Annotated in this window: 16 protein-coding genes and 1 tRNA gene; 10 read left to right on the top strand and 7 right to left on the bottom strand. The window is 69.4% G+C overall.

Features of this window, described 5'->3' with window-relative positions; translation table 11 throughout:
- The first annotated feature begins 135 nt into the window (after window positions 1–135).
- From ACEN8G_RS05460 to ACEN8G_RS05430, 7 genes are all read left to right on the top strand, one after another.
- Window positions 136–1,245, top strand: a complete 1,110-nt coding sequence (locus ACEN8G_RS05460) for a redoxin domain-containing protein (RefSeq protein WP_413415730.1) — start codon at window positions 136–138, stop codon at window positions 1,243–1,245.
- A 13-nt stretch (window positions 1,246–1,258) separates the two neighbouring features.
- Window positions 1,259–2,092, top strand: a complete 834-nt coding sequence (locus ACEN8G_RS05455) for an oxidoreductase (RefSeq protein ID WP_413415728.1) — start codon at window positions 1,259–1,261, stop codon at window positions 2,090–2,092.
- 261 nt (window positions 2,093–2,353) lie between these two features.
- Window positions 2,354–5,089 (top strand): ATP-binding protein, encoded by a 2,736-nt coding sequence (locus tag ACEN8G_RS05450; protein WP_413418419.1) that lies wholly within the window; start codon window positions 2,354–2,356, stop codon window positions 5,087–5,089.
- Between the two features lie 273 nt (window positions 5,090–5,362).
- A complete protein-coding gene (locus tag ACEN8G_RS05445) occupies window positions 5,363–5,740 on the top strand; it encodes a BlaI/MecI/CopY family transcriptional regulator (RefSeq protein ID WP_413418417.1) in 378 nt (125 codons plus the stop codon).
- A 2-nt stretch (window positions 5,741–5,742) separates the two neighbouring features.
- Window positions 5,743–7,383, top strand: coding sequence for a M56 family metallopeptidase (locus ACEN8G_RS05440; RefSeq protein ID WP_413740751.1), 1,641 nt, complete (start codon window positions 5,743–5,745; stop codon window positions 7,381–7,383).
- 90 nt (window positions 7,384–7,473) lie between these two features.
- Window positions 7,474–8,424 (top strand): hypothetical protein, encoded by a 951-nt coding sequence (locus tag ACEN8G_RS05435; RefSeq protein WP_413419203.1) that lies wholly within the window; start codon window positions 7,474–7,476, stop codon window positions 8,422–8,424.
- A gap of 29 nt (window positions 8,425–8,453) precedes the next feature.
- Window positions 8,454–10,502 carry a TonB-dependent receptor plug domain-containing protein gene (locus ACEN8G_RS05430; RefSeq protein ID WP_413419205.1) on the top strand — a complete coding sequence of 683 codons (2,049 nt, stop codon included), beginning with the start codon at window positions 8,454–8,456 and terminating at the stop codon, window positions 10,500–10,502.
- Between the two features lie 124 nt (window positions 10,503–10,626).
- Here ACEN8G_RS05430 and ACEN8G_RS05425 read toward each other — a convergent pair whose 3' ends face one another.
- The 3 genes from ACEN8G_RS05425 to ACEN8G_RS05415 all read right to left on the bottom strand — a co-directional run bounded on the left by ACEN8G_RS05425 (window position 10,627) and on the right by ACEN8G_RS05415 (window position 13,964).
- On the bottom strand, window positions 10,627–11,946 hold the full coding sequence (locus tag ACEN8G_RS05425; protein ID WP_413416843.1) for an Nramp family divalent metal transporter: 1,320 nt from the start codon (window positions 11,944–11,946) through the stop codon (window positions 10,627–10,629).
- Window positions 11,947–12,510: 564 nt separating this feature from the next.
- On the bottom strand, window positions 12,511–13,227 hold the full coding sequence (locus ACEN8G_RS05420) for a siderophore-interacting protein (protein ID WP_413418782.1): 717 nt from the start codon (window positions 13,225–13,227) through the stop codon (window positions 12,511–12,513).
- A gap of 29 nt (window positions 13,228–13,256) precedes the next feature.
- On the bottom strand, window positions 13,257–13,964 hold the full coding sequence (locus tag ACEN8G_RS05415) for an O-methyltransferase (RefSeq protein ID WP_413418784.1): 708 nt from the start codon (window positions 13,962–13,964) through the stop codon (window positions 13,257–13,259).
- A gap of 160 nt (window positions 13,965–14,124) precedes the next feature.
- On the opposite strand from ACEN8G_RS05415, the gene ACEN8G_RS05410 reads away from it, so the two are divergent.
- The 3 genes from ACEN8G_RS05410 (at window position 14,125) to ACEN8G_RS05400 (ending at window position 15,481) form a co-directional block, all read left to right on the top strand.
- Window positions 14,125–14,898, top strand: coding sequence for an AraC family transcriptional regulator (locus ACEN8G_RS05410; protein ID WP_413418786.1), 774 nt, complete (start codon window positions 14,125–14,127; stop codon window positions 14,896–14,898).
- A gap of 107 nt (window positions 14,899–15,005) precedes the next feature.
- Window positions 15,006–15,371 (top strand): YbaN family protein, encoded by a 366-nt coding sequence (locus ACEN8G_RS05405; RefSeq protein ID WP_413418788.1) that lies wholly within the window; start codon window positions 15,006–15,008, stop codon window positions 15,369–15,371.
- Between the two features lie 34 nt (window positions 15,372–15,405).
- Window positions 15,406–15,481, top strand: a tRNA-Thr gene (locus ACEN8G_RS05400).
- Window position 15,482: 1 nt separating this feature from the next.
- Here ACEN8G_RS05400 and ACEN8G_RS05395 read toward each other — a convergent pair.
- The 4 genes from ACEN8G_RS05395 to kdpB all read right to left on the bottom strand — a co-directional run bounded on the left by ACEN8G_RS05395 (window position 15,483) and on the right by kdpB (window position 21,562).
- Window positions 15,483–16,166, bottom strand: coding sequence for a response regulator (locus tag ACEN8G_RS05395; RefSeq protein ID WP_413418790.1), 684 nt, complete (start codon window positions 16,164–16,166; stop codon window positions 15,483–15,485).
- Window positions 16,159–18,825 carry a DUF4118 domain-containing protein gene (locus tag ACEN8G_RS05390; protein WP_413418792.1) on the bottom strand — a complete coding sequence of 889 codons (2,667 nt, stop codon included), beginning with the start codon at window positions 18,823–18,825 and terminating at the stop codon, window positions 16,159–16,161. Before ACEN8G_RS05390 ends, ACEN8G_RS05395 begins: the two co-directional genes overlap by 8 nt.
- On the bottom strand, window positions 18,822–19,421 hold the full coding sequence (gene kdpC / locus ACEN8G_RS05385) for a potassium-transporting ATPase subunit KdpC (RefSeq protein ID WP_413418794.1): 600 nt from the start codon (window positions 19,419–19,421) through the stop codon (window positions 18,822–18,824). The genes ACEN8G_RS05390 and kdpC overlap by 4 nt, the downstream gene beginning before the upstream one ends.
- A 128-nt stretch (window positions 19,422–19,549) precedes the next feature.
- The gene (kdpB, locus tag ACEN8G_RS05380) at window positions 19,550–21,562 is read right to left on the bottom strand and encodes a potassium-transporting ATPase subunit KdpB (protein ID WP_413418007.1); all 2,013 of its coding nucleotides are present in this window, start codon (window positions 21,560–21,562) and stop codon (window positions 19,550–19,552) included.
- Between the last annotated feature and the right edge of the window lie 7 nt (window positions 21,563–21,569).

Here is a 21,569-nt window from a genome sequence, read left to right as displayed (position 1 = left end):
GTTAAGTGGAGTGATGCGGCGTTAGCGCGCGTGGGCGACGGCTTTCAGGAACTAACGCGCGCCCGGCGAGGGCTAACGGGCGCCGGCGCGCGGGCGGCCTACATCGGCGTTCAACCGCAAGATGAGGCAGGCATCATGAACCAGAAACGCTCCCTAGGCTTCGCCGCCGCCGCCGTCGTGGCCGCGGCCGCCACCACCGCCATCTGCTTCGGCGACGCGCTCGGCCTCGTCCGCTCCTCCGCCAAGGCGAGCGAGGACATCGCCTCCGCCCCCTTCGGCGCCACCGGGCGCCCGATCGACGCGCTGGAGGGCGCCGCCCCCTGGCTCACCCCCGTGCCCGGCAGCCCCAGGGCGCTTCGCGGCAAGGTCGTGATCGTCAACTTCTGGACCTATTCCTGCATCAACTCGCTGCGCGCGCTTCCCTATCTGCGCGCCTGGAGCGAGCGCTATGGCGACAAGGGCCTCGAAGTGGTCGGCGTCCACGCTCCCGAGTTCGGCTTCGAGAAGAACCCGGCGAACGTCCGCCTGGCCGCCGGCCAGCTCGATGTCCGCTACCCGAACCTGCAGGACAATGATTATGCCGTGTGGCGCGACTTCGCCAATCAGGGCTGGCCCGGCATCTATTTCATCGACGCGAAGGGCAAGGTGCGCGGCTATCGCCTGGGCGAAGGCAAATATGACGAAGGCGAGCGGCTGATCCGCACGCTGCTGGCCGAAGCCGGCCAGGACGTGTCCGACATCCCCCTCGCCCCGATCGAGTCCAAGGGTGTCGAGGCGCAGGCCGACTGGGCCGATCTCCGCTCGCCCGAGGCCTATATCGGCTATGACAAGGCCGTCGACTTCGCCTCCCCCGGCGGGCTGAAGCATGACATGGCGCACGCCTATAGCTCGGCGGCGGATCTCTCGCTCAACCAGTGGGACCTGGCCGGCAGCTGGAAGGTCGGCGGCGAATATGCGCTGCTCGAGAGCGGCCCCGGCACGATCCGCTTCCGTTTCCACGCCCGCGACGCGCATCTCGTTCTCGGCGGCGCACCCGATGGTCAGCCGGTCCGCTTCCGCGTGACGATCGACGGCCGCGCACCGGGTGCCCGCCACGGCGTCGACGTCGACGCCCAGGGCTGGGGCCAGGTGAAGGAGGACCGGCTCTACCAGCTCGTCCGCCAGCCCGGCATGATCGCCGACCGCACCGTCACGATCGAGTTCGCCCGCCCCGGCGTGCGCGCCTATGTCTTCACCTTCGGCTGATGGGAATGGAACCATGACACGGACCTGGCTGGTCACCGGCAGCTCGCGCGGCTTCGGGCGCGCGCTGTGCGAGGCGATCCTCGATGCGGGCGACAACCTGCTGGCGACGGCACGCGATCCCGAGCATCTCGCCGGGCTGGGCGACGGCCGGCCAGGCCAGCTCGCCACCGCGCGGCTCGACGTGACCTGCGAAGAGGACGCCGCCGCCGCGGTCGCCGCCACGATCGAGACGTTCGGCACGCTCGATGTGCTGGTCAACAATGCAGGCTACGGCGATGTCGGATCGGTCGAGGACACGCCGCTCGCTTCCTTCCGCCGCCAGATCGCGACCAATTTGTTCGGCACGATCATCATGACCAAGGCAGTGATCCCGCACATGCGCGCTCGGCGCAGCGGGCACATCGTACAATTCTCCTCGGTCGGCGGCCGGCTCGGCGCCCCGGGCCGCGCGCCCTATTCGGCGGCGAAATGGGGCGTCGAGGGCTTCTCCGAAGTCCTCGCCCAGGAGATGAAGCTGGTCGGCGTGCGCGTGACGATCGTCGAGCCCGGCGGCTTCCGCACCGATTTCGCCGGCGCCTCGACCACGCTCGAGGCCGGCCGTCCGGAATATGACGCCGTGGTCGGCAATGCCGCGCGGATGCAGGCGGCCTATCACGGCAACCAGCCCGGCGATCCCCGCCGCGGTGCCCAGGCGATCCTCCAGCTCGTGGCCGCCGACGAACCACCGCTCCGCCTGCCGCTCGGCAGCGACGCCGTCGCCGCGATCGAGCGCAGCGACAAGGCGCGGCTCGACGAGCTGGACCGCTGGCGCGCGCTCAGCCTGTCGACCGATTTTCCGAAGGAGTAGGCGTATCGCCGTCGCAAATCCTCCCCCGCCAGGGGGAGGTGGCGCGCGCAGCGCGACGGAGGGGGAGGTAAGCGAGCCGATAGTTGGTCGCTTACCTCCCCCTCCACCGCCTTCGGCGGTCCCCCTCCCCCTGGCGGGGGAGGATTAAAGGTTCGAACCGCCTGAACGCAAAGAATAACACCTAGGTAGGATTGAGGTGCGCCACCCCGCGCGGCATGGAACGCTCGACCAAAATTGGGGTAATGGCAGATCGTGGCGGACGTGGATCAACAGCTTGGCGAACGCATGTGCTTCGGGCCCTTCTGCCTGGCGCCGGGCGAGCGGCTGCTGACGAAACATGGCGAGCCGGTCGAGATCGGCGGCCGCTCCTTCGACCTGCTGGTCGTCCTCACCGAGCAGCCCGGCCGCGTCCTGTCCAAGCGCGAGCTGCTCAAGCGCGTCTGGTCCGACGTCGTGGTCGAGGACGGCAGCCTGCGCTTCCACATGGCCGGCCTGCGCAAGCTGCTCGGCGACGGCACCGACGGCGCGCGCTACATCGCCACCCAGGTCGGCGTCGGCTATGCGTTCGTCGCGCCGATCGAGCGCCAGGGCGGCACCGCCCCGCGCCGCCCGGCGGACGAGAGCATCAAGCCCCCGGTCAGCACCACCAACCTGCCCGCCCGCCTGCCCCATCTGATCGGGCGCGAGCGCGACGTCGAATTCCTGGTCGAGCGCGTCACCGACACCCCGCTCTTCTCGATCGTCGGCGCCGCCGGCGTCGGCAAGACCTCGCTCGCCATCGAGATCGGCCACCGCCTCGCCCCCGCCTTCACCGACCAGGTCGCCTTTGTCGACTTCAGCATGCTCGAGAACATGGCGGTGGTGCCCTCGATGATCGCCGGCGCGATGGGCATCGCAGTGCAGAGCGAGGACCCGCTCGCCGTGATCCTCGGCCATATCCGCGACCGGCCCTTCCTGCTGATCCTCGACAATTGCGAGCATGTCATCGAGCCGGTCGCCGCCATCGTCGAGCGCATCGTCGAGGAAGCGCCGCACGCCCGCATCCTCGCCACCTCGCGCGAGCCCTTGCGTGTCCGCGCCGAGCATGTCCTGCGGCTGGACGCACTGGCCTATCCCGAGGAGCTGCCCGGCCTCACCACCGAGCAGATCCTCGCCTACCCCGCCGTCGAGCTGTTCCGCGAACGCGCCACCGCTGCCGACAGCGCGCTGGTGATCGACGCGGAGGCCGCCCGGCTGATCGCCGAGATGTGCCAGCGCCTGGGCGGCATGGCGCTGCCGATCGAGCTCGCCGCCGTCCGCGTCGCGACCCACGGGATCGAGGCGACCGCCCGCCAGCTCGGCGAGCGGTTCAGCCTCGGCTGGTCGGGCCGGCGCACTGCCCAGCCGAGGCAGCAGACGCTCCAGGCGACGCTCGACTGGAGCTATGAGCTGCTCTCCGATGTCGAGCGGATCGTGCTCGAGCGCCTGTCGATCTTCGTCGGGCCCTTCTCGATCGACGCGGCGCTGGACGTGGTCGCGGATGCCGAAATCGGATCGGACGCCGTCGCCTTCGCGCTCGACGAGCTGGTCTCCAAGTCGCTGATCTCCCCGGACCGTTCGCGCCGCACCGGCACCTATCGCCTGCTCGAGATGACCCGCGCTTATGCGCGCGAGAAGCTGTTCGCGCGCGGGGCGGAGGCGCAGGCCGGCATCGCCCGCCGCCACGCCGCCTATTTCCTCGCCGAGCTGGTGATGGCCGAGCAGGACGAAGGCGTGCTGCAGGACGCCCGGCCGCTCCGCCTGCAGCTCGGCAACATCCGCAGCGCGCTCGACTGGTGCTTCGGCCCGCATGGCGACCGCCGGATCGCCGTGCGCCTCGCCGCCGCCAGCGCGCCGGTGTTCCTCAACCTCTCGCACCTGATCGAGTGCCGCACCTGGTGCGGCCGCGCGCTCGCCGAGATCGAGGACGGCCAGCGCGGCACCGCGGTCGAGCTGGAGCTGCAGGCCGCGCTCGGCATCACGCTGATGTTCACCCGCGGCAACAGCGAGGCGGCGGGCAGCGCGCTCGCCCGGGCGCTGGAGATCGCCACAGCGCTCGAGGATCGCTGGAACCAGCTGCGCCTGCTCGGCCGGCTCCACATCTTCCATGAGCGGATTGGCGAATATGCCACCGCGCTGGGCCATGCCCGGCACGCGGTGCAGGTCGCCGAGCAGATCGGCGCGGCCGAGGCGCTCGGTGTGGCCTATTCGCTGCTCGGCATCTCGCACCATCTCGGCGGCGACCAGAAGAGCGCCCGGCGCGAGCTGGAGCTGTCGCTGCAGAACAGCCCGCCCTCGGCGCGCAGCCGGACGATCCATTACGGCTTCGATCACCGCAACCGCTCGGGGATCGCGCTGGCCCGGACCTTGTGGCTCTCGGGCCATGCCGAGCAGGCCGGCCGCCAAGCGGGCCAGACGATCCGCGAGGCGGCGCAGCTCGATCACTCGGTGACCTATTGCATCGCGCTGATCTGGTCCTGGGCGGTCTATATCTGGATGGAGGACTTCTCCGCCGCAGAGGAGGACCTCGCCGCCTTCAGCGCCTGTGCCGAAGCCAACGCGCTCGGTCCCTATGTCGCCGCGGCTTCGGGCTTCCGCGGCGAGCTGGCGATCGCGCGCGGCCAGGGCGGCGAGGCGCTGGGCGCGGTGGAGGAAAGCCTCTCGCGCCTGCGCGCCGCCCGCTACGAGCTGCTGACCACCCCCTTCTCGATCGCGCTCGCCCGCGGGCTGGTGCTCGACGGGCGCTGCCCCGAGGCGCTCGACCTGATCGACGCCGCCCTCGCCCGCTGCAACGCCAATGGCGAGCGCTATTCGGTGCCCGAGCTGCTCCGCCTCAAGGCCGGCATCCTCGCCCGCTGCGACTCGACGCCCGAGGCGGGCCGCGCGGTGCTGGAGGAGGCGCTGGCCCTGGCCCGCGAGCAGGGCGCGCGGGCGTGGGAGCTGAAGGTGGAAGCGGACCTGGCTCGGCTGACGGGCTGAGAGCCAAGCCCCACATTACTCCGCCATTCCTCCACTCCGTCATCCCCGCGCAGGCGGGGATCCAGGGTAGCTCGGGGAAACGATGCAATTGAGCGCGCCACTCCCCGGATCCGCCAAGGCCAGCCGCGCACGCATGATCCGCGGCTCTGGATCCCCGCCTTCGCGGGGATGACGAAGGGAATGTGAGGCGCTCACTCTCGATAAGCGCAACATGCCACTTGCGCGCGCTACAAATGTAGCGCATAGCTACAAATGTAGCTGAGAGAGATTCCCATGTTGAACAACCTCCCGCCCCGCGAACGCCAGATCGTCGACCTGCTCTATGTGCACGGTTCGATGGCCGTGGCCGATGTCTGCGAAGCCCTGCCCGACAAGCTCTCCGCCTCGGCGGTGCGCGCGATGCTCACCCGGCTCGAGCAGAAGGGCGCGGTCAAGCGCACGATGAGCGAGCGCGGCTATGTCTTCGCGCCGGTCGAGGCCGAGAGCAAGGCGAGCGTCACTGCGCTCGGCCATGTCGTGCGGACCTTCTTCAACGGATCGACCACCCATGCCGCCAGCGCGCTGCTCGGCATGAGCGAGAAGCTCGACGACAACGACCTAGACGAGCTGGAGGCGATGATCGCCGCGGCCCGCGCCAAGAAGGGAGCCTGAACATGACCGCATTGCTCGGCCTCGTGCTCAAGTCGCTGGTGATCGCCGGCATCACCCTGCTCCTGCTGCGCCTTACCCGCGGCCGTTCGGCGGCAGAGCGCTCGCTGATCGCGCATCTCGGCCTCGCCGGGCTGGTGATCCTGCCGCTCGCCACCTTGCTGCTGCCCTCGATGCCGCTGCCCGTGCCCGAATTCGTCCAGAGCCGGTTCGAAGCACCCGCCACCGATACCGCGCTGCTCCCCAGCACGGACCTGCCCGCACGCCAGGCCACCGTGCCGAGCACGACGACGACAGTCGTCACTGCCGACACCGCGGAACCCTGGTTCACCCTGCCCCAGGGCTGGGAACGCTATGCCTATGCGCTGCCGGTGCTGGCGCTGCTGCTGCTCACCGCTGTCGCCCTGCTCCGCCTCGTCCGCTTGCGCGCCGGTGCCGAGGTGCTGGTCGATCCGGTCTGGCTGAGCGCACTCGCGCACGCCCAGCGCCGCATGGGGATGAAGAGCGGCACCGCCCTGCTGGTCAGCGACGCCCTGCCCTCGCCGATCTCCTGGGGCCTTGCGCGCCCGACCATCCTGCTCAGCGCCGATGCGCTGGCGGCGACCGACGAGGCCGAGGCGATCATCGCGCATGAGCTGGCGCACGTCTCGGCGCTCGACTGGGCCAAGCTGATGCTCGCCCGCGTCGCCACGGCGATCCACTGGTTCAACCCGCTCGCCTGGCGCCTGGCCCGCGAGGCGCACCAGCTGCGCGAGGAAGCCGCCGACGACGCGGTGCTCGCCGCCAATATCGACGCGCCGGACTATGCCCAGCTGCTCGTCCGCGTCGCCCGGCACGAGAGCAAGGGCCTGCTGCTCGGCGCGCACGGCGTCGCCCCCGGCAAAGGCAGCCTGAAGCGCCGCGTCGGCCGCGTGCTCGACGCGACCCTGCCGCGCGGCCGTGCCCAGGGCTCGTGGGTGGCGGGCTTCGGCGCCGGCATGCTGGTGATGGCCGCCCCGCTCGCCGCGCTCACCGTCGGCGCCACCGAGCGCCACGCCGCCGCCGATACCGCCCGGCACGACGCCGAGGCCCGCACCAACCCCGCCGTCGCTGCCACCACCGCGACCGCGCCCGCCCGCACCGCCTCCGCCGCGGCACCTGCTCCTGCGGCGAGCCCGGCACCCGCCGCGACGCCCCAGGACCACCGCGCCGATCGCAACGATCAGCAGCACCGCGAGCTCGATGCGATCATCGGCGCCAAGGCAGTCGGCGTCACGCCCGACTATATCGAGGGCCTGCGCCGCGCCGCGCCGCAGCTCGGCATCGGCCTCGACGAGGCCACCGGTGCCCGCGCGCTCGGCGTCACCCCGGAATATGTCCAGGCGATGATGGCCACCGGCCTGCGCATCCGCTCGTTCGACGACATCATGGGCGCCCGGGCGGTGGGGGTTAACCCCGCCTATATCCGCAGCATCGTCTCCGCCGGCTATCGCGGCGACCTCGACGACTACATCGCGCTCGCCGGCATGAAGGTGACCGCCGACGATGTCCGCCGCCTCAAGCGCGCCGGCATGCCGGTCGGGGTCGATAGCCTCGCCCTGATCAAGCACGGCGCCAGCCCGGCCCCCGATCCGGACGCGGACTCCGATCCGGATTCCAACGACTAAACCCGCCTAGCCCGACCCCCACTGCCGAAAAACAACACCCCCGCCGGGGTGAACGCCCCCGGCTTGCCCTTTGCATCCAGGAGAAATGCCATGAACCGCATCCTCGCCGTCATCGCCTCCCTCGCGCTCTTCGCCACCACCGCCATCGCCGGCGACCGGGCCCGCGACCGCGATCCCGTCACCGCCGCCAGCCCGATCAGCTTCCGGCTCTCGCTGGAAGCCAGCGGCAGCCGCTTCGAGCTCAAGCTGTCGATGGGCGAGCGCCACAACATGAACACCCAGATCAAGGGCGAGCAGCTCGGCCTCGACAGCGGCGCGCTCGGCGCCAACGGTCCCCTGCGCTTCGCCCTCGCCCGCGAGCCCGGCCGGCTCGACTGCGCCGGCGACACCGCCAGCCGCGTCGCCACTGGCAAGTGCAGCTTCACCCCCGACACCGGCTTCTCCGGCTATCTCGCCAGCCGCGGCATCGGCACCCCCAGCTTCGAGCAGTCGCTCGACCTGGCGCTGACCGGCGCGAACAAGGCACTGGTCGATGCGCTCGCCGACGCCAACTATCCCAAGCCGAGCATCGACCAGCTCGTCGCCCTGTCCGCGCTCGGCACCTCGCCCGCCTATATCGCCGACCTCGCCCGCCAGGGCGTCCGCCCCGACGACCTGGAGGACCTGATCGCCTTCACCGCGCTCAAGATCGACGCGAGCTATGCCGGCGCCATGCTCCGCGCCGGCCTGGGCGAGGTCCGTCCGCACGACCTGATCCAGCTCAAGGCGCTCGACGTCTCGCCGGACTTCCTCGCCGGCATGAAGCAGGCCGGCCTGCGCAACCTCAGCGCCGACGACGCGGTCCAGCTCAAGGCCGTCGGCGTCACCCCCGCCTATGTCCGCAAGATCGCCGATCTCGGCTATCCGAACCTGCCGGCGAACAAGCTGGTCGAGCTGCGCGCCGTCGGCGTCACCGCGGAGGATGTCCGCCGCGCCCGCAAGATCGGCATCGAGAAGCCCTCCACTGAGCAGCTCGTCCAGCTGCACGTGCTCGGCCACTGATCGCGCGCCTGTCCGGAAAGCCCCAGTCCATGCGTCTCGCCGCCCTGTTCCTCGCCGGCACCGCGCTCCTCCCCTGGAGCGCGGCAGCCCAGACCGCCCCTGCGGCGGCAACCGCCAAGCAGGTCCACACCCCTGCCGACTTCGCCCGGTTCGCGCCGAAGACCGCCTATGACATGCTCGTCCAGGTCCCCGGCTTCACCATCCGCGAGGCGGACCAGGAGCGCGGCCTCGGCCAGGCGTCGGAGAATGTCCTGATCAACGGCGAGCGCATCGCCAACAAGACCGGCGGCGCGATCGCCGAGCTCCAGCGCATCGCCTTCGCCAATGTCGAGCGGATCGAGATCGTAGACGCCTCCAGCCTCGGCATCGCCGGGCTCGCCGGCCAGGTCGCCAACATCATCCTCAAGGACGCGCGCAAGGCAGGCGGCCAGTTCGAATGGCGCCCGGACTTCCGCGCCCATTACTCCCGCCCCAACCTGTTCCGCGGCAACATCAGCTACACCGGCAAGACCGGCGGGATCGACTATACCCTCTCGCTCGAGGACCAGGCCGGCCGCGGCGCGATCGGCGGCCCCGAGCATTTCTACGCCGCCGACGGTTCGCTGATCGAGCGGCGCGAGGAAGTCTTCCACCAGGAATCGGACACCGTCACCGCCAAGCTCCGCCTGGCGTTCGACGGCCCGGGCACCGCCAAGGGCAACCTCACCCTCGGCTATTCGCCCTATTGGAACCCGGTCTACGATTATGAACAGCGCTTCCGCGCCGACGGCAATGACGGCACCCGCCTTCGCCTCCAGAAGCTCGACGGCTGGATGTACGACATCAATGCCGATTACGAATTCGCCTTCGGCCCCGGCCGGCTCAAGGTGATCGGCCTGCGCCACTTCGATCACGAGCCGATCGTCTCCACCCAGGTCGACAGCTTCGCCAGCGGCGCGCCCGACCAGGGCACCCGCTTCACCCGCAACTCGCACGTCACCGAGACGATCGCGCGCGGCGAGTATCGCTGGAAGATGGGGAAGAACGATCTCGAGGTCTCGCTGGAGCGCGCAGTCAACGGGCTCGACCAGCGCGGCGCGCTCGCCACGCTCGATCCCCAGGGCGATTTCGTCCCCGTCCCCTTCCCCGGCGGCAGCGGCATCGTCCGCGAGGTCCGCTATGAGGGGATGACCACGCTCAGCCGTCCGCTCGGCTCGGGCTTCAACCTCCAGCTCGCCGCCGGCGGCGAGACCAGCACGCTGGAGCGCGTCGACGGCGACCTCGCCCCGCGCCGCTTCTTCCGCCCCAAGGGCAGCCTCACGCTGGGCTGGCAGCCCGACAAGAACTGGGATCTCAGCCTGAAACTGCGCCGCCGCGTCGGCCAGATCAGCTTCTACGACTTCCTCGCCCAGCCCAACCTCAAGTCGGAACGGCAGAACAGCGGCAATCCCGATCTCGTCCCGCCGCAGAGCTGGGAAGTCGAGCTGGAGGTCGGCCGCTCGCTCGGCGCCGCGGGCAAGACGCGGCTGCGCAGCTATTATTACGCGGTCGAGGACATCGTCGACATCGTGCCGATCGGCGCGGACGGCGAAGGCGTCGGCAATCTCCCCCATGCCACCCGCTTCGGCATGGAGAGCACCAGCACGATCCAGTTCGCGCCCCTCGGCCTGCCCGGCGCCAAGCTCGATGCCAAGCTGGGCTTCGAGATCGCCCGGGTCCGCGATCCGCTGACCGGCGAGATGCGCCCGATCAGCGGCACGCAGGATCGCTGGGCCGAGCTCAACTTCCGCCACGACATCCCGAAGAGCGACTTCGCCTGGGGCGCCACCGCCAGCCTCTATCACTATACCAGATACGTCTATCTGACCGAGGTGAACCAGGAGAATGAGGGGCCGTGGTTCGTCAACGCGTTCGTCGAGCACAAGGACGTGTTCGGCCTCACCCTGCGCGCCCAGGTCGGCAACATCTTCAGCGCCCGGCATTATTTCGACCGCACCGTCCATGACGGCCGCCGCAACGCGAGCCCTCTGCTCTTCCGCCAGCGCAACGACCAGCTGATCGGCCCGATCTTCACCTTCACGGTGCGGGGGAGTTTCTAGCCCTACCCCATGTCCCCACCCATGTGCTCCTGCTAAAGCAGGAGCCCAGGGTTACTATGTCTGTCGCTCGCGACCCTGGGCTCCTGCTTTCGCAGGAGCACGGGACATTGGCGGGAGGGAGAACTCACCCCACCCACCGCCAGATCAGCCAGACATTCGCCCCCGCAATCAGCCCGAACAACGCCCAGGCGATCACCTTCACCACCAGCCCGTTCGCATACACCCCCATCACCCCGCGATCGCTGGTGAAGCGGATCAGCGGCCAGATCGCGAAGGGCAGCTGCAGCGACAGCACCACCTGGGTCAGCACCAGCAGCCTGCCCACCCCGTCCTCGCCCATCCAGACCACCCCGATCAGCGCCGGGATCAGCGCCAGCCCGCGGGTGATCACCCGGCGCAGCCAGCAGGGGATGCTCAGGTTGAGGAACCCCTCCAGGATCACCTGCCCGGCGATCGTCCCGGTGAAGGTCGCGCTCTGGCCCGATGCGAACAGCGCGATGCCGAACAGCAGCGCCGCCGCCGCCGCGCCGGTCAGCGGCTCGAGCAGCCGGTACGCGTCATCGATCTCCGCCACGCCGGTATAGCCGTTGCTGTGGAAGGTCGCCGCCGCCAGCGTCAGGATCGCGCAGTTCACCAGGGTCGCCAGGAACAGCGCCACCACGATGTCGATCGTCGCGAAGCGCAGCGCCTCGCGCGTCGCCGGCTCGCCGCCCGCGGTCACCCGGGTCTGCACCACCGAGCTGTGCAGATAGAGATTGTGCGGCATCACCGTCGCCCCAAGGATGCCCACCGCAAGGTAGAGCGCGTGCGGGTCCTGGAAGATGTGCAGCTTCGGCATCGCCCCGTGCAGCAGCCCCTCGACGCTCGGCCCGACGATCGTCAGCTGCACGGCGAAGCAGATCGCGATCGTCGAGATCAGTCCCAGCACGATCGCCTCGAGCTGGCGGAAGCCCTGCCCCTTCAGCCCCAGCACGATCAGCGTGTCGAGCCCGGTGAGCAGCACGCCCAGCCAAAGCGGCACCCCGAGCAGCAGGTTGAAGGCAAGCGCCGATCCCAGCACCTCGGCGACGTCGGTGGCGATGATCGCCAGCTCGGCGAGCAGCCACAGCGTGCGGGTGGTCCCCACGCTGTAGCGGTCGCGCGCCATCTGGGCGAGGTCGCGCCGCGCCACCAGCCCCAGCCGCATCGCCAGCCATTGCAGCAGCATCGCCGCCACGCCGCAGAACAGCACGACGAACAGCAGGTCGTACCCGTAGCGCGAGCCTGCCTCGATATCGGTCGCCCAGTTGCCCGGGTCCATGTAACCGACCGCGACGAGCAGCCCCGGCCCCGCCGAGCGCAACAGCCGCCGCCAGCCCGGCATGCCCGCCGGCACCGCGACGCTCCCCTGCACCTCGGCCGGACAGAATGGGGCGGTCGCGATGCGGGGAAGCGAAATGCGCATGCCGCTCCCTAACGTCCGCGGAGGCGCCCAGGCAACGCTACCAAGGGATGAGAATCTCCCTCTCCCCTTCAGGGGAGAGGGCCGGGGAGAGGGGGAGTGTGTCTCAATCGATAGCCCGGGGAAGCCGAGGCAAAGTCCCGCCCCTCTCCCCAACCGTCATGGCGACTATCCCGCTTGAACAACGCTTTTTGTCGTCATCCCCGCGAAGGCGGGGATCCAGAGCCACGAAGGACATCGCTCTGCCACTCTGGATCCCCGCCTTCGCGGGGATGACGATCTATTTGCCTCAAAGGGACACGTGCCAGCCATCATCAGGTAAACGGCACCCCGCGCTCTTTAGGTCGTGCGGGGACGTGACCGACTGACGATCCCTGAAGGAGAGAGGGAGAAAACCCAACCCACCCCAAACCAACGTACAATACCCCCCACCCCTCAATCGGCGCATACCAACCTCGCAAGGTCACGATGCCAACTCAGCCCCCTCGGCATCGGGGCCTTGCCAAAGGCTTCCGCCCCCCGGAAGCTGCGGGAGCGCCCTCCCCCCTCCGGCGCTCCCGCATCCTTTCAGTCCAGCCCCGTCTTTCCCGGCGCCCAATAGGCCTTGGTCGCGATCCGGTTGCCAGGCACGCCCAGCCGCTTGAGTTCCCGCCGCAGCTGCTGGATCGTTCCCGCCTTGCCGGTCAGCACGAACGAAGCGCCCGCGGCTGCCAGTCCGTCCAGCCGGTCGAGCATCTCGTCGAGATGCGCCTCCCCCGGCACCCGACCGAACAGCGCCACCCGGTCCAGGCCCAGCTGCTCGGATGCCAGGCAGCTGCTCTCGGCGTCGCCCACCTCGAAATAGCCGGCCACGCTGCGGCTGCGGTCCTGATAGGCGAGCGCATGGGCGAGCCCGATCGAGGTCTCGTCGCCGAACACCGCCAGCGGCCCCGCCATCCGGCTCGCATCGAGCGAGGCGCGCGGGCCGAAGATGTCGCAGACGTCGCCCGGCACCACGTCACGCACCCAGGCGCTGCCCGGCCCGTCGCCATGGACATAGCCCAGGATGCAGGCACGCCCGGTCAGCGGGTTCCACTCGATCGGCGTATAGGTGCGCGCGGTGAACGCCGATCCCATCGCGATCTGGATCTTCTGCCCCGGCGTCCAGCCCACGCCTTCCAGCGCCGGCCCTTCCAGCGTGATCAGCCGGAAGGGCCCGGCCAGCTGCTCGACTGCGCTCACCGTCGCACGCTTCATCAGCAGCCGGATCAGCGCCTGGCTGATCGGTCCGGGCGCTCTCGCCACGGGTCGTTCGGGGGATTGCATTGCCAGCATCACTTGGTCCTCACGCTGAATTCATTGCCGCGCCCCTCGTCGATCGCGAGCGTGCGCGAGCGATAGCCATTGGCGGGATCGCGAACATAAGCCTGGTATTCGGGGTCGAAGGCGTTCTCGCCGAGCACCACCGCGCCGGGGCGCAGATGCGGCTCGAGCAGCTTGAGCACCGGCAGATAGAGCGAGAAGGCGCCGTCGAGCAGCACCAGGTCGATCAGACCGCCCAGCGCGGTGCCAACATCGGCGAGTGTTTCGCGCGCATCGCCTTCGCGGATCTCGACCAGGTCGGAGAGGCCCGCGGCTTCCAGATGCCCGCGCGCTCTGGACACCTTGCTTGGCTCCAGCTCGCTGCCGATCAGCCTGCCGCCGCCATTGTCCCTCAGCGCCGCCGCCAGATAGACGGTCGAGACCCCCATCGAGGTGCCGAACTCGACGATCCGGACGGCATTGTTTGCACGTGCCATCGCGTAGAGGAATTCGCCGTACCCGGGGGTGACCGACAGGAAGTGCCCGGCATAGCCCTGATAGACCGGGCGGAGCCCTACCCTCTCCTCGACAAGCAATGCTTCGGCCCATTGCTCGGCGGTCTGGCCCGACGTCTCGATCTCGGCCATCACCTGCTCGAAATGCGCATGATCGGCCGCATGCGCCTCGCGGTGCAGCCGTTCGAGCAGCTGCGCGACAATATCCGTGTCCAATGTGTCCATTCGTGCGGCCCTTCCCGGCTCGACTGTTCCGGAAAGAACTGATAATGGCTCGCAACAACGGCGTCATTGCGAAGCCCGGACAGAATATTATTCAATCCCGCCAATCGGACGGACCTGGCTGATGCCCATCCTGACTAAACATAGCAAAGATTCGGAGTGGGTGGATCCGGACGAAGTGCCCCGCCCGGTGGTCACCTATGGCTTCATCACCGACGATTTCGACAGCATCGAGCTCGACCTGCATCGCCATGCCAAGGGCCAGATCATCCTCGCCCAAAGGGGCGCGCTCAGCTGCGAGGTCGAAGGCGGACTGTGGATCGTCCCGCCCCGCAGCGCCCTGTGGATCCCCGGCGGCGCCCTCCACTCGGTCAAGGCGACCGGGGTGCTGGAAGGCTACAACGCCTTTGTCGGGCCGGACGTCGAGGCGGGCCTGCCCCAGGCCTGCTGCGCCCTCTCGGTCACCCCCCTGCTGCGCGAGCTGCTCACCCGCGCCGCCATCCTGCCGGTGCTCTATGCGGAGACCGGCGCCAATGCCCGGCTGGTCGCGGTCCTGCTCGACGAGATCGCCTCTGCCGGGGTCGAGGATCTCCACCTCCCCATGCCCGTCGACGCCCGGCTGCGCCGGGTGGTCGATCTGCTGATGGACGCTCCCGCCGACCGCGGCACGCTCGACGTCTGGGCCCGCCGCGCCGGCCTCAGCGAGCGCACTTTGGCTCGCCTCATCCACCGCGAGACCGGCATGAGCTTCGGCCGCTGGCGCCAGCAGCTGGCGGTGATGCTCGCGGTCAAATGGCTGGCCGGCGGCGCCTCGATCCAGCAGGTCGCCGGCGACCTCGGCTATGAGAGCGTCCCCAGCTTCGTCACCATGTTCCGCAAGGCGCTGGGCACCTCGCCCGGCCGCTACATGGCCGAGCGTCATGCCAGCCGGCATTGATCCGCGCAGGCGCCGCTGGCACAGTCGCGCCACCAAGGAGATACCCGTGACCGCCTCCCTTCAGGCCTGCCGCCATCCCGCCTGAGCCGCGCCTCGGTCACCGCGCCATGCGCCTGTTCTGGGTGCTGCTGGGGTTCTTCTTCGTCGCGCTCGGCGTGATCGGGGCACTGCTGCCCGTCATGCCGACGACGATCTTCCTGATCCTCGCCGCCGGCTGCTTCGCCCGCGGCTCGGCCCGGCTCGAGGCCTGGCTGCTCGACCATCCCAAGGTGGGCCCACCGATCCGCCAGTGGCGCGAGCAGGGCGCGATCCCGCGCAAGGGCAAGATCGCCGCCTGTGCCGGCATCGCGTTCGGCTATGCCGTCTTCTGGGTGACGGTGCGCCCGCATCTCACCCTTGCGCTCGGCGTGGCGGCGGCGATGGCCGCCTCGGCGCTGTGGATCGTCACCCGCCCCGCACCGATCGGCCCTTGACCACCAAGCCCAAGCCGATCAAGGGCGGGGCCGTGCCGGTTTAGCTCAGCTGGTAGAGCAGCGGTTTTGTAAACCGAAGGTCGCGGGTTCGATTCCTGCAACCGGCACCATTCACGCCATCAGGCGGTATCCCACCCCGGGCTCGTTGCGGATCGCCGAGGGCATTGCGGGATCGTCCTCCAGCTTGCGCCGCACCCCCCGCGCCGCCACCCGCAGATACTCCACGTCCCGCTCGTGCCCCGGCCCCCAGACGGTGCGGAGCAGCTGGCTGTGCGTCACCACCTTGCCCGGATGCTTGGCCAGCTCGGCGAGGAAGCCGAACTCCTTGGGGGTCAGGTGCACCTCCTCCCCGCCCTTGCGGACCAGCCGCGCGCCGAGGTCTATCTCGATCGCGCCGATCCGCACCACCGGCATCTCGGCCTCGGCGGAAAGACGGTGGCGCAGCGCGGTGCGGATGCGGGCGAGCACCTCCTCGGTGTCGAAGGGCTTGGTGACATAGTCGTCCGCACCCAGGTCGAGCGCGGTCACCTTCTGCTCGGTCGCGTCGCGGGCGGAGACGACCAGCACCGATGCCCCCGCCGCCTTGAGCAGCGGCACCAGCTCCAGCCCGTCGCGATCCGGCAGGCCCAGGTCGAGCAGCACCGCCTCGGGCTTGTCGATCTGCATCGCGCTCAGCGCGTCGCGCGCGGTGCCGGCCTCGACCACGCGGTAGCCGACCCGGGTCAGTCCGGCGCTCAGCAGGCGCCGGATCGCCGGCTCGTCATCGACGACGAGGATCTTGGCCTGGTTACTCATCGCTCGCACTCATCTTGCGCAACAGCGCCTCCGGAAACCGTATCGTGAAAATCGCCCCGGCAGGGTCATTGCGGTTCGCGGCGGAGACGCTCAGCCCCATCGCCTCGGCGAAACCCTTGACGATGGCGAGCCCCAGCCCGGTGCCCCCCTTGCGGTCAGACCCCTCGATCCGGGTGAAGGTCTCGAAGATCCGCGTCTCGTCGCCGGGCGGCAGGCCGGGGCCTTCGTCCATCACGCTCAGCGTCATGCTGCCCGGCTGGCGACGCGCGGCGATGGTGATCGGCGAGCCGGGATCGCCATATTTCCCTGCATTCTCAATGAGGTTGATCAGGCAATGATGGAAGAGCTGCGGGTCGACCGAGACGAAGGGAAGCTCGGGCGACACGTCGAGTTGCACCGGATGATCCTCCAGCACGCGCCGCAGATCGTGCACCGCGGCGGCCACCGCCTCGGCCAGGTCGACCGGCTCGATCGACTGGTGCAGCGCCCCTGCCTCGATCCGCACCATGTCCAGCAGATTGGCGACGAAGCGGTTGAGCCGCTCCGCCTCGGCCCGGGCTGCGGCGAGCTGTTCGCCCTGCCCCTCGCCCACCGGCTGCATCTCGCCCAGCATGCCCAGGATCGTCGTCAACGGAGTACGCAAATCGTGGCTCACCGAGGAGAGCAAAGCCGCCCGCAGCCGGTCGCGTTCCTTGAGCTGGGTGACCGTCGCCATCTCGCTCTCCAGCGCGATTCGCTCGAAGGCGAGCGCGGCCTGGTCGAGCAGGCTGAGCAGCAGCGGCAGCTGGTCCGATCGCAGCGGATTGCCCGCATCGATCCGCGCCACGCCGAACACCCCCAGCGCGCGCCCGCCGGCCGCCAGCGGGTGGAACAGCCATTCCGATGCGGTCAGCGTATCGGAACCACGCCCGGCCGGGCTGTTATGGTCGAACGACCATTGCGCCGCCGCCTGCTCGATCATCTCCAGCCGGTCCTCGGGCGGATAGGCGGCACTGAGGATCAGCTGGCTCCGCTCGGGGAGCAGCAGCACCGTGCTGACGTCGAGCAGCCGCGCCACCTCGGCGCACAGGGTCTGCCCGAGATCCTCCTGCGTGCTCACCCCGGTGAGCAGCCGGGCGAAGCCGGCGAGCGTGCTGTTCTGCGCGGCGCTGCGCTGGGCCAGTTCCGCCTGCGCCCGCACCCGCGCAGCGAGCTGGCTGGAGACCACCGCCACCCCCATCAGCACCAGCACGGTGATGATGTTCTGCGGGTCCTGGATGGTGAACGTATGGGTCGGCGGGATGAAGAAGAAGTTGTAGGCGAGCGACGAGATCAGCCCGGTCGCCACGCCCGCGCGCACGCCGTAGCGCGTCGCCGCGACCATCACCGGCAGCAGGTAGAGCAGCCCGATATTGGTGATGTTGCCCAGCGAGAAGATCGTCGCGCCGAGCAAGGTGACCGCCGCCACCAGCCCGAGCGACGCCGCATATTCGGTGGGCGAGCCCCATTGCCCGGCCGGCCGGCGATGCGCCGCGGCGGGCTTCGGCGCCTCCAGCATCGGCAGCACATGCACCGCGACGCCCGGCGTCCCGCGCACCAGCTGGTCGACCACCGAGCCATGCCGCAGCTCGAACCAGCGCGAGCGCGCCGACTTGCCGACGATCAGCTGGGTCGCCCGCGCCTCGATGGTGAAGCGCTTCAATCCCTCGATCACCGATTCCGCCGGCACCGTCGCAACCTGCCCGCCCAGCTGGCTGGCGAGGTGGAGCGAAGCGGCGACCTGGGCATTCTCGGCGTCGCTCAGCCGGGCGGTGCGCGGCGTCTCGATGTGCACCGCGGTCCAGGGTGCGCGCAGCCCGTCGGCAATGCGCTTTGCGGCGCGGACCAGCTCGGCCGATCCGGGCAGCTCGCTCACCGCCACCACCAGCCGCTCGCTCGCCGCCCAGGTCCCCGCCAGCGCATGGGTGCGCAGGTAATCGAGCATCTGCGCATCGACCGCCTGGGCGGCGCGGCGCAAGGCCAGCTCGCGCAGCGCAGTCAGGTTCGACTTGGAGAAGAAATGCCCGAGCGCCCGGGTCGCCTCCTCGGGCACATAGACCTTGCCCTCGCGCAGCCGCTCGATCAGCTCGTCGGGCGGCAGGTCGACGATCTCGATGTCCGCCGCCTCGAGTACGCGGTCCGGCACCGTCTCGCGCACCCGCACCTTGGTGAAGCTGGCGACGACGTCGTTCAGACTTTCGATGTGCTGGATGTTGACGGTGGAATAGACGTCGATCCCCGCGACGAGCAGCTCCTCGACATCCTGGTAGCGCTTGTCGTGCCGGCTGCCCGGTGCATTGGTGTGGGCGAGCTCGTCGACCAGCACCAGCTGCGGCGCGCGGGCGAGGATCGCGTCGATGTCCATCTCGGCGATGCTGCGGCCGTGATACTCCACTGGCCGGCGCGGCACGATCTCAAGGCCGTGGACCAGCGCCTCGGTCTCGGCGCGGCCATGCGTCTCGACCACGCCGATGACGACATCGATGCCCGCCTTGCGCCGCGCCGCGGCCTCGGTGAGCATCTCATAGGTCTTGCCCACCCCCGGCGCCGCGCCGAGGAACACCTTCAGACGGCCAACGCCCTCCTGCGCGGCGGCGCGCAGAAGGGCATCGGGATCGGGTCGATTGTCTTCCGCGCTCACTCAGCAGCTTTTGCGCCGAGGGCCACCTGCTTGTCGAGGTCGCGATTGAGCGCGAGCACATTGACGCGCGGCTCGCCGATGAAGCCGAACAGCGGCTTCTCGACATGCGCCTCGGCGATGCGCCGCACCTTGTCCGCACGCACCCCGCGCGCCTCGGCGACGCGGTCCACCTGGAAAAAGGCCGCCTCGGGGCTGATGTCAGGGTCGAGCCCCGAGGCGGAGGTGGTCACCAGATCGGCGGGAACCGAACTTCCTGGTGTGTTGCGGAGGGCCGCGACGTCCTTGGCGACACGGTCGTGCAGCGCCTGGGAGGTCGGGCCGAGATTGGAGCCGGAGGATGCGGTGGGGTCATTGCCGTCCGCGCCGGCGGCCGAAGGGCGGCCATGGAAATAGGTGGCACCGGCGAAGTTCTGGCCGAGCAGCTCGGAGCCGCGGACCTTGCCGTTCTCGACGATCAGGCTGCCGCCCGCCTGGTGCGGGAAGGCGACGCTGCCGATCCCGGTGAGCGCCGCCGGATAGGCGATGCCGAGCAGGGTGGCGAACAGGATCGTCAGGACGATCGCCGGACGAAGCGCAGTGGTGAGGTCTTTCAACATCTCTTTTTCCTTCTAAGCCCCTCCCCTTCAGGGGAGGGGTTGGGGTGGGGCCTGTCCGCGCGGTCAGGTCTGGGTGAGACACCTTCCCCACCCCCATTCCCTCCCCTGAAGGGGAGGGGCGACTAAGGTCACGCCAGGTGCAGCCCCGCCACGACCAGGTCGATCAGCTTGATCCCGACGAACGGCGCGAGCACGCCGCCCAGGCCGTAGATCGCGAGGTTGCGGGCGAGCAGCGGGCCGGCACCGATCGGGCGATACTTCACGCCCTTCAGCGCCAGCGGCACCAGCGCCGGGATGATCAACGCGTTGAAGATGATCGCCGAGAGGATCGCACTCTGCGGGCTCGCCAGCTGCATCACGTTGAGCACGCCGAGCGACGGATAGAGCACGATGAACATCGCCGGGATGATCGCGAAATACTTGGCGATGTCGTTGGCCACCGAGAAGGTGGTCAGCGCGCCGCGCGTCATCAGCAGCTGCTTGCCCAGGCCGACGATCTCGATGAGCTTGGTCGGATCGCTGTCGAGATCGACCATGTTGCCCGCCTCGCGCGCAGCCTGGGTGCCGGTGTTCATCGCCACGCCGACGTCGGACTGGGCGAGCGCCGGGGCGTCGTTGGTGCCGTCGCCGCACATCGCGACCAGGCGGCCGCCCTGCTGCTCCTTGCGGATCAGCGCGAGCTTGTCCTCCGGCGTGGCTTCCGCGAGGAAGTCGTCCACGCCCGCCTCGGCCGCGATGGCGGCGGCAGTGAGCGGGTTGTCGCCGGTGATCATCACGGTGCGGATGCCCATCCGGCGCAACTCGCCGAACCGCTCACGCACGCCGGCCTTCACCACGTCCTTGAGCGCGATCACGCCGAGCAGACGGCCATCCTCGGCCACCGCCAGCGGGGTCTGGCCCTGCCGCGCGATCTCCTCGGAGACCCGGCGCATGTCCGAAGCCACGGCGGTGTCGCCCAGCCCCGGATGAGCACGCAGGATCGCATCGACCGCGCCCTTCTGGATCAACGTGGTGCCAATACGGACACCCGAGATGCGGGTCTGGGCAGTGAAGGCGATGATCTCCGCCGTCTTGGGCAGCTCGCGGATATCCACCGCATATTTGCCCTGGGCGAGCGTGACGACCGAACGGCCCTCGGGCGTCTCGTCGGCCAGGCTGGCGAGCAGCGCGGCACGCGCCAGCTCGTCGGTGGTGACGCCGCCCAGCGGACGGAAGTCGCTCGCCGCACGGTCGCCGATCGTGATCGTGCCGGTCTTGTCGAGCAACAGCACGTCGATGTCGCCCGCGGCCTCGACCGCACGGCCCGACTTGGCGAGCACGTTGAAGCGGACGAGACGGTCCATGCCGGCGATGCCGATCGCCGAGAGCAAAGCCGCGATCGTGGTCGGGATCAGCGTGATCAGCAGCGCGGCGAGGATCGCCACCGGCACCTGGCCGCCCGCATAGGACGCGAAGCCCGGAATGGTCGAGACGGCGATCAGGAAGATGATCGTCAGGCCGACGAGCAGGATGGTCAGCGCGATCTCGTTCGGGGTCTTCTGGCGCTCGGCGCCTTCGACCAGCGCGATCATGCGGTCCAGAAAGCCCTGGCCGGGCTCCTGGGTGATGCGGACCTTGATCCGGTCCGAGATCACCCGAGTGCCGGCGGTCACCGCCGAGCGGTCGCCGCCCGCCTCGCGGATCACCGGCGCGCTTTCGCCGGTGATCGCGCTTTCGTTGACCGAGGCGACACCCTCGATCACCTCGCCATCGGCCGGGATCAGGTCGCCGGTCTCGACCAGCACCGTGTCGCCCTTCTTGAGCTGCGAGGCCGGAACGGTCTTGCCGTTGGGCAGCCGCGCGGTCAGCTCGGACTTGGTGGCGCGCAGCGAGGCGGCCTGGGCGCGCCCCCTGCCCTCCGCCAGCGCCTCGGCAAAGGTGCCGAACAGGACGGTCAGCCACAGCCACACGATCAGCTGGATCTGGAAGGCCATGGAGAGATTGGTGCCGCCGATGAACAGCAGCACGGTGAGCAGGAGGGCGACCACCGCGGTGGTGAAGAGCACGGGGTTCTTCACCAGCTGGCGCGGGTCGAGCTTCTTGAACGCGTCGCCGATGGCCGGGCCGATCAGGGACGGTTTGAACATGGTTGCGGTCGTCATGGAATTG

This window comes from Sphingomonas sp. Sphisp66, assembly GCF_047324325.1.
Classification (GTDB): Bacteria; Pseudomonadota; Alphaproteobacteria; order Sphingomonadales; family Sphingomonadaceae; genus Sphingomonas.
This window is presented reverse-complemented; position numbering and strand designations above follow the sequence as displayed.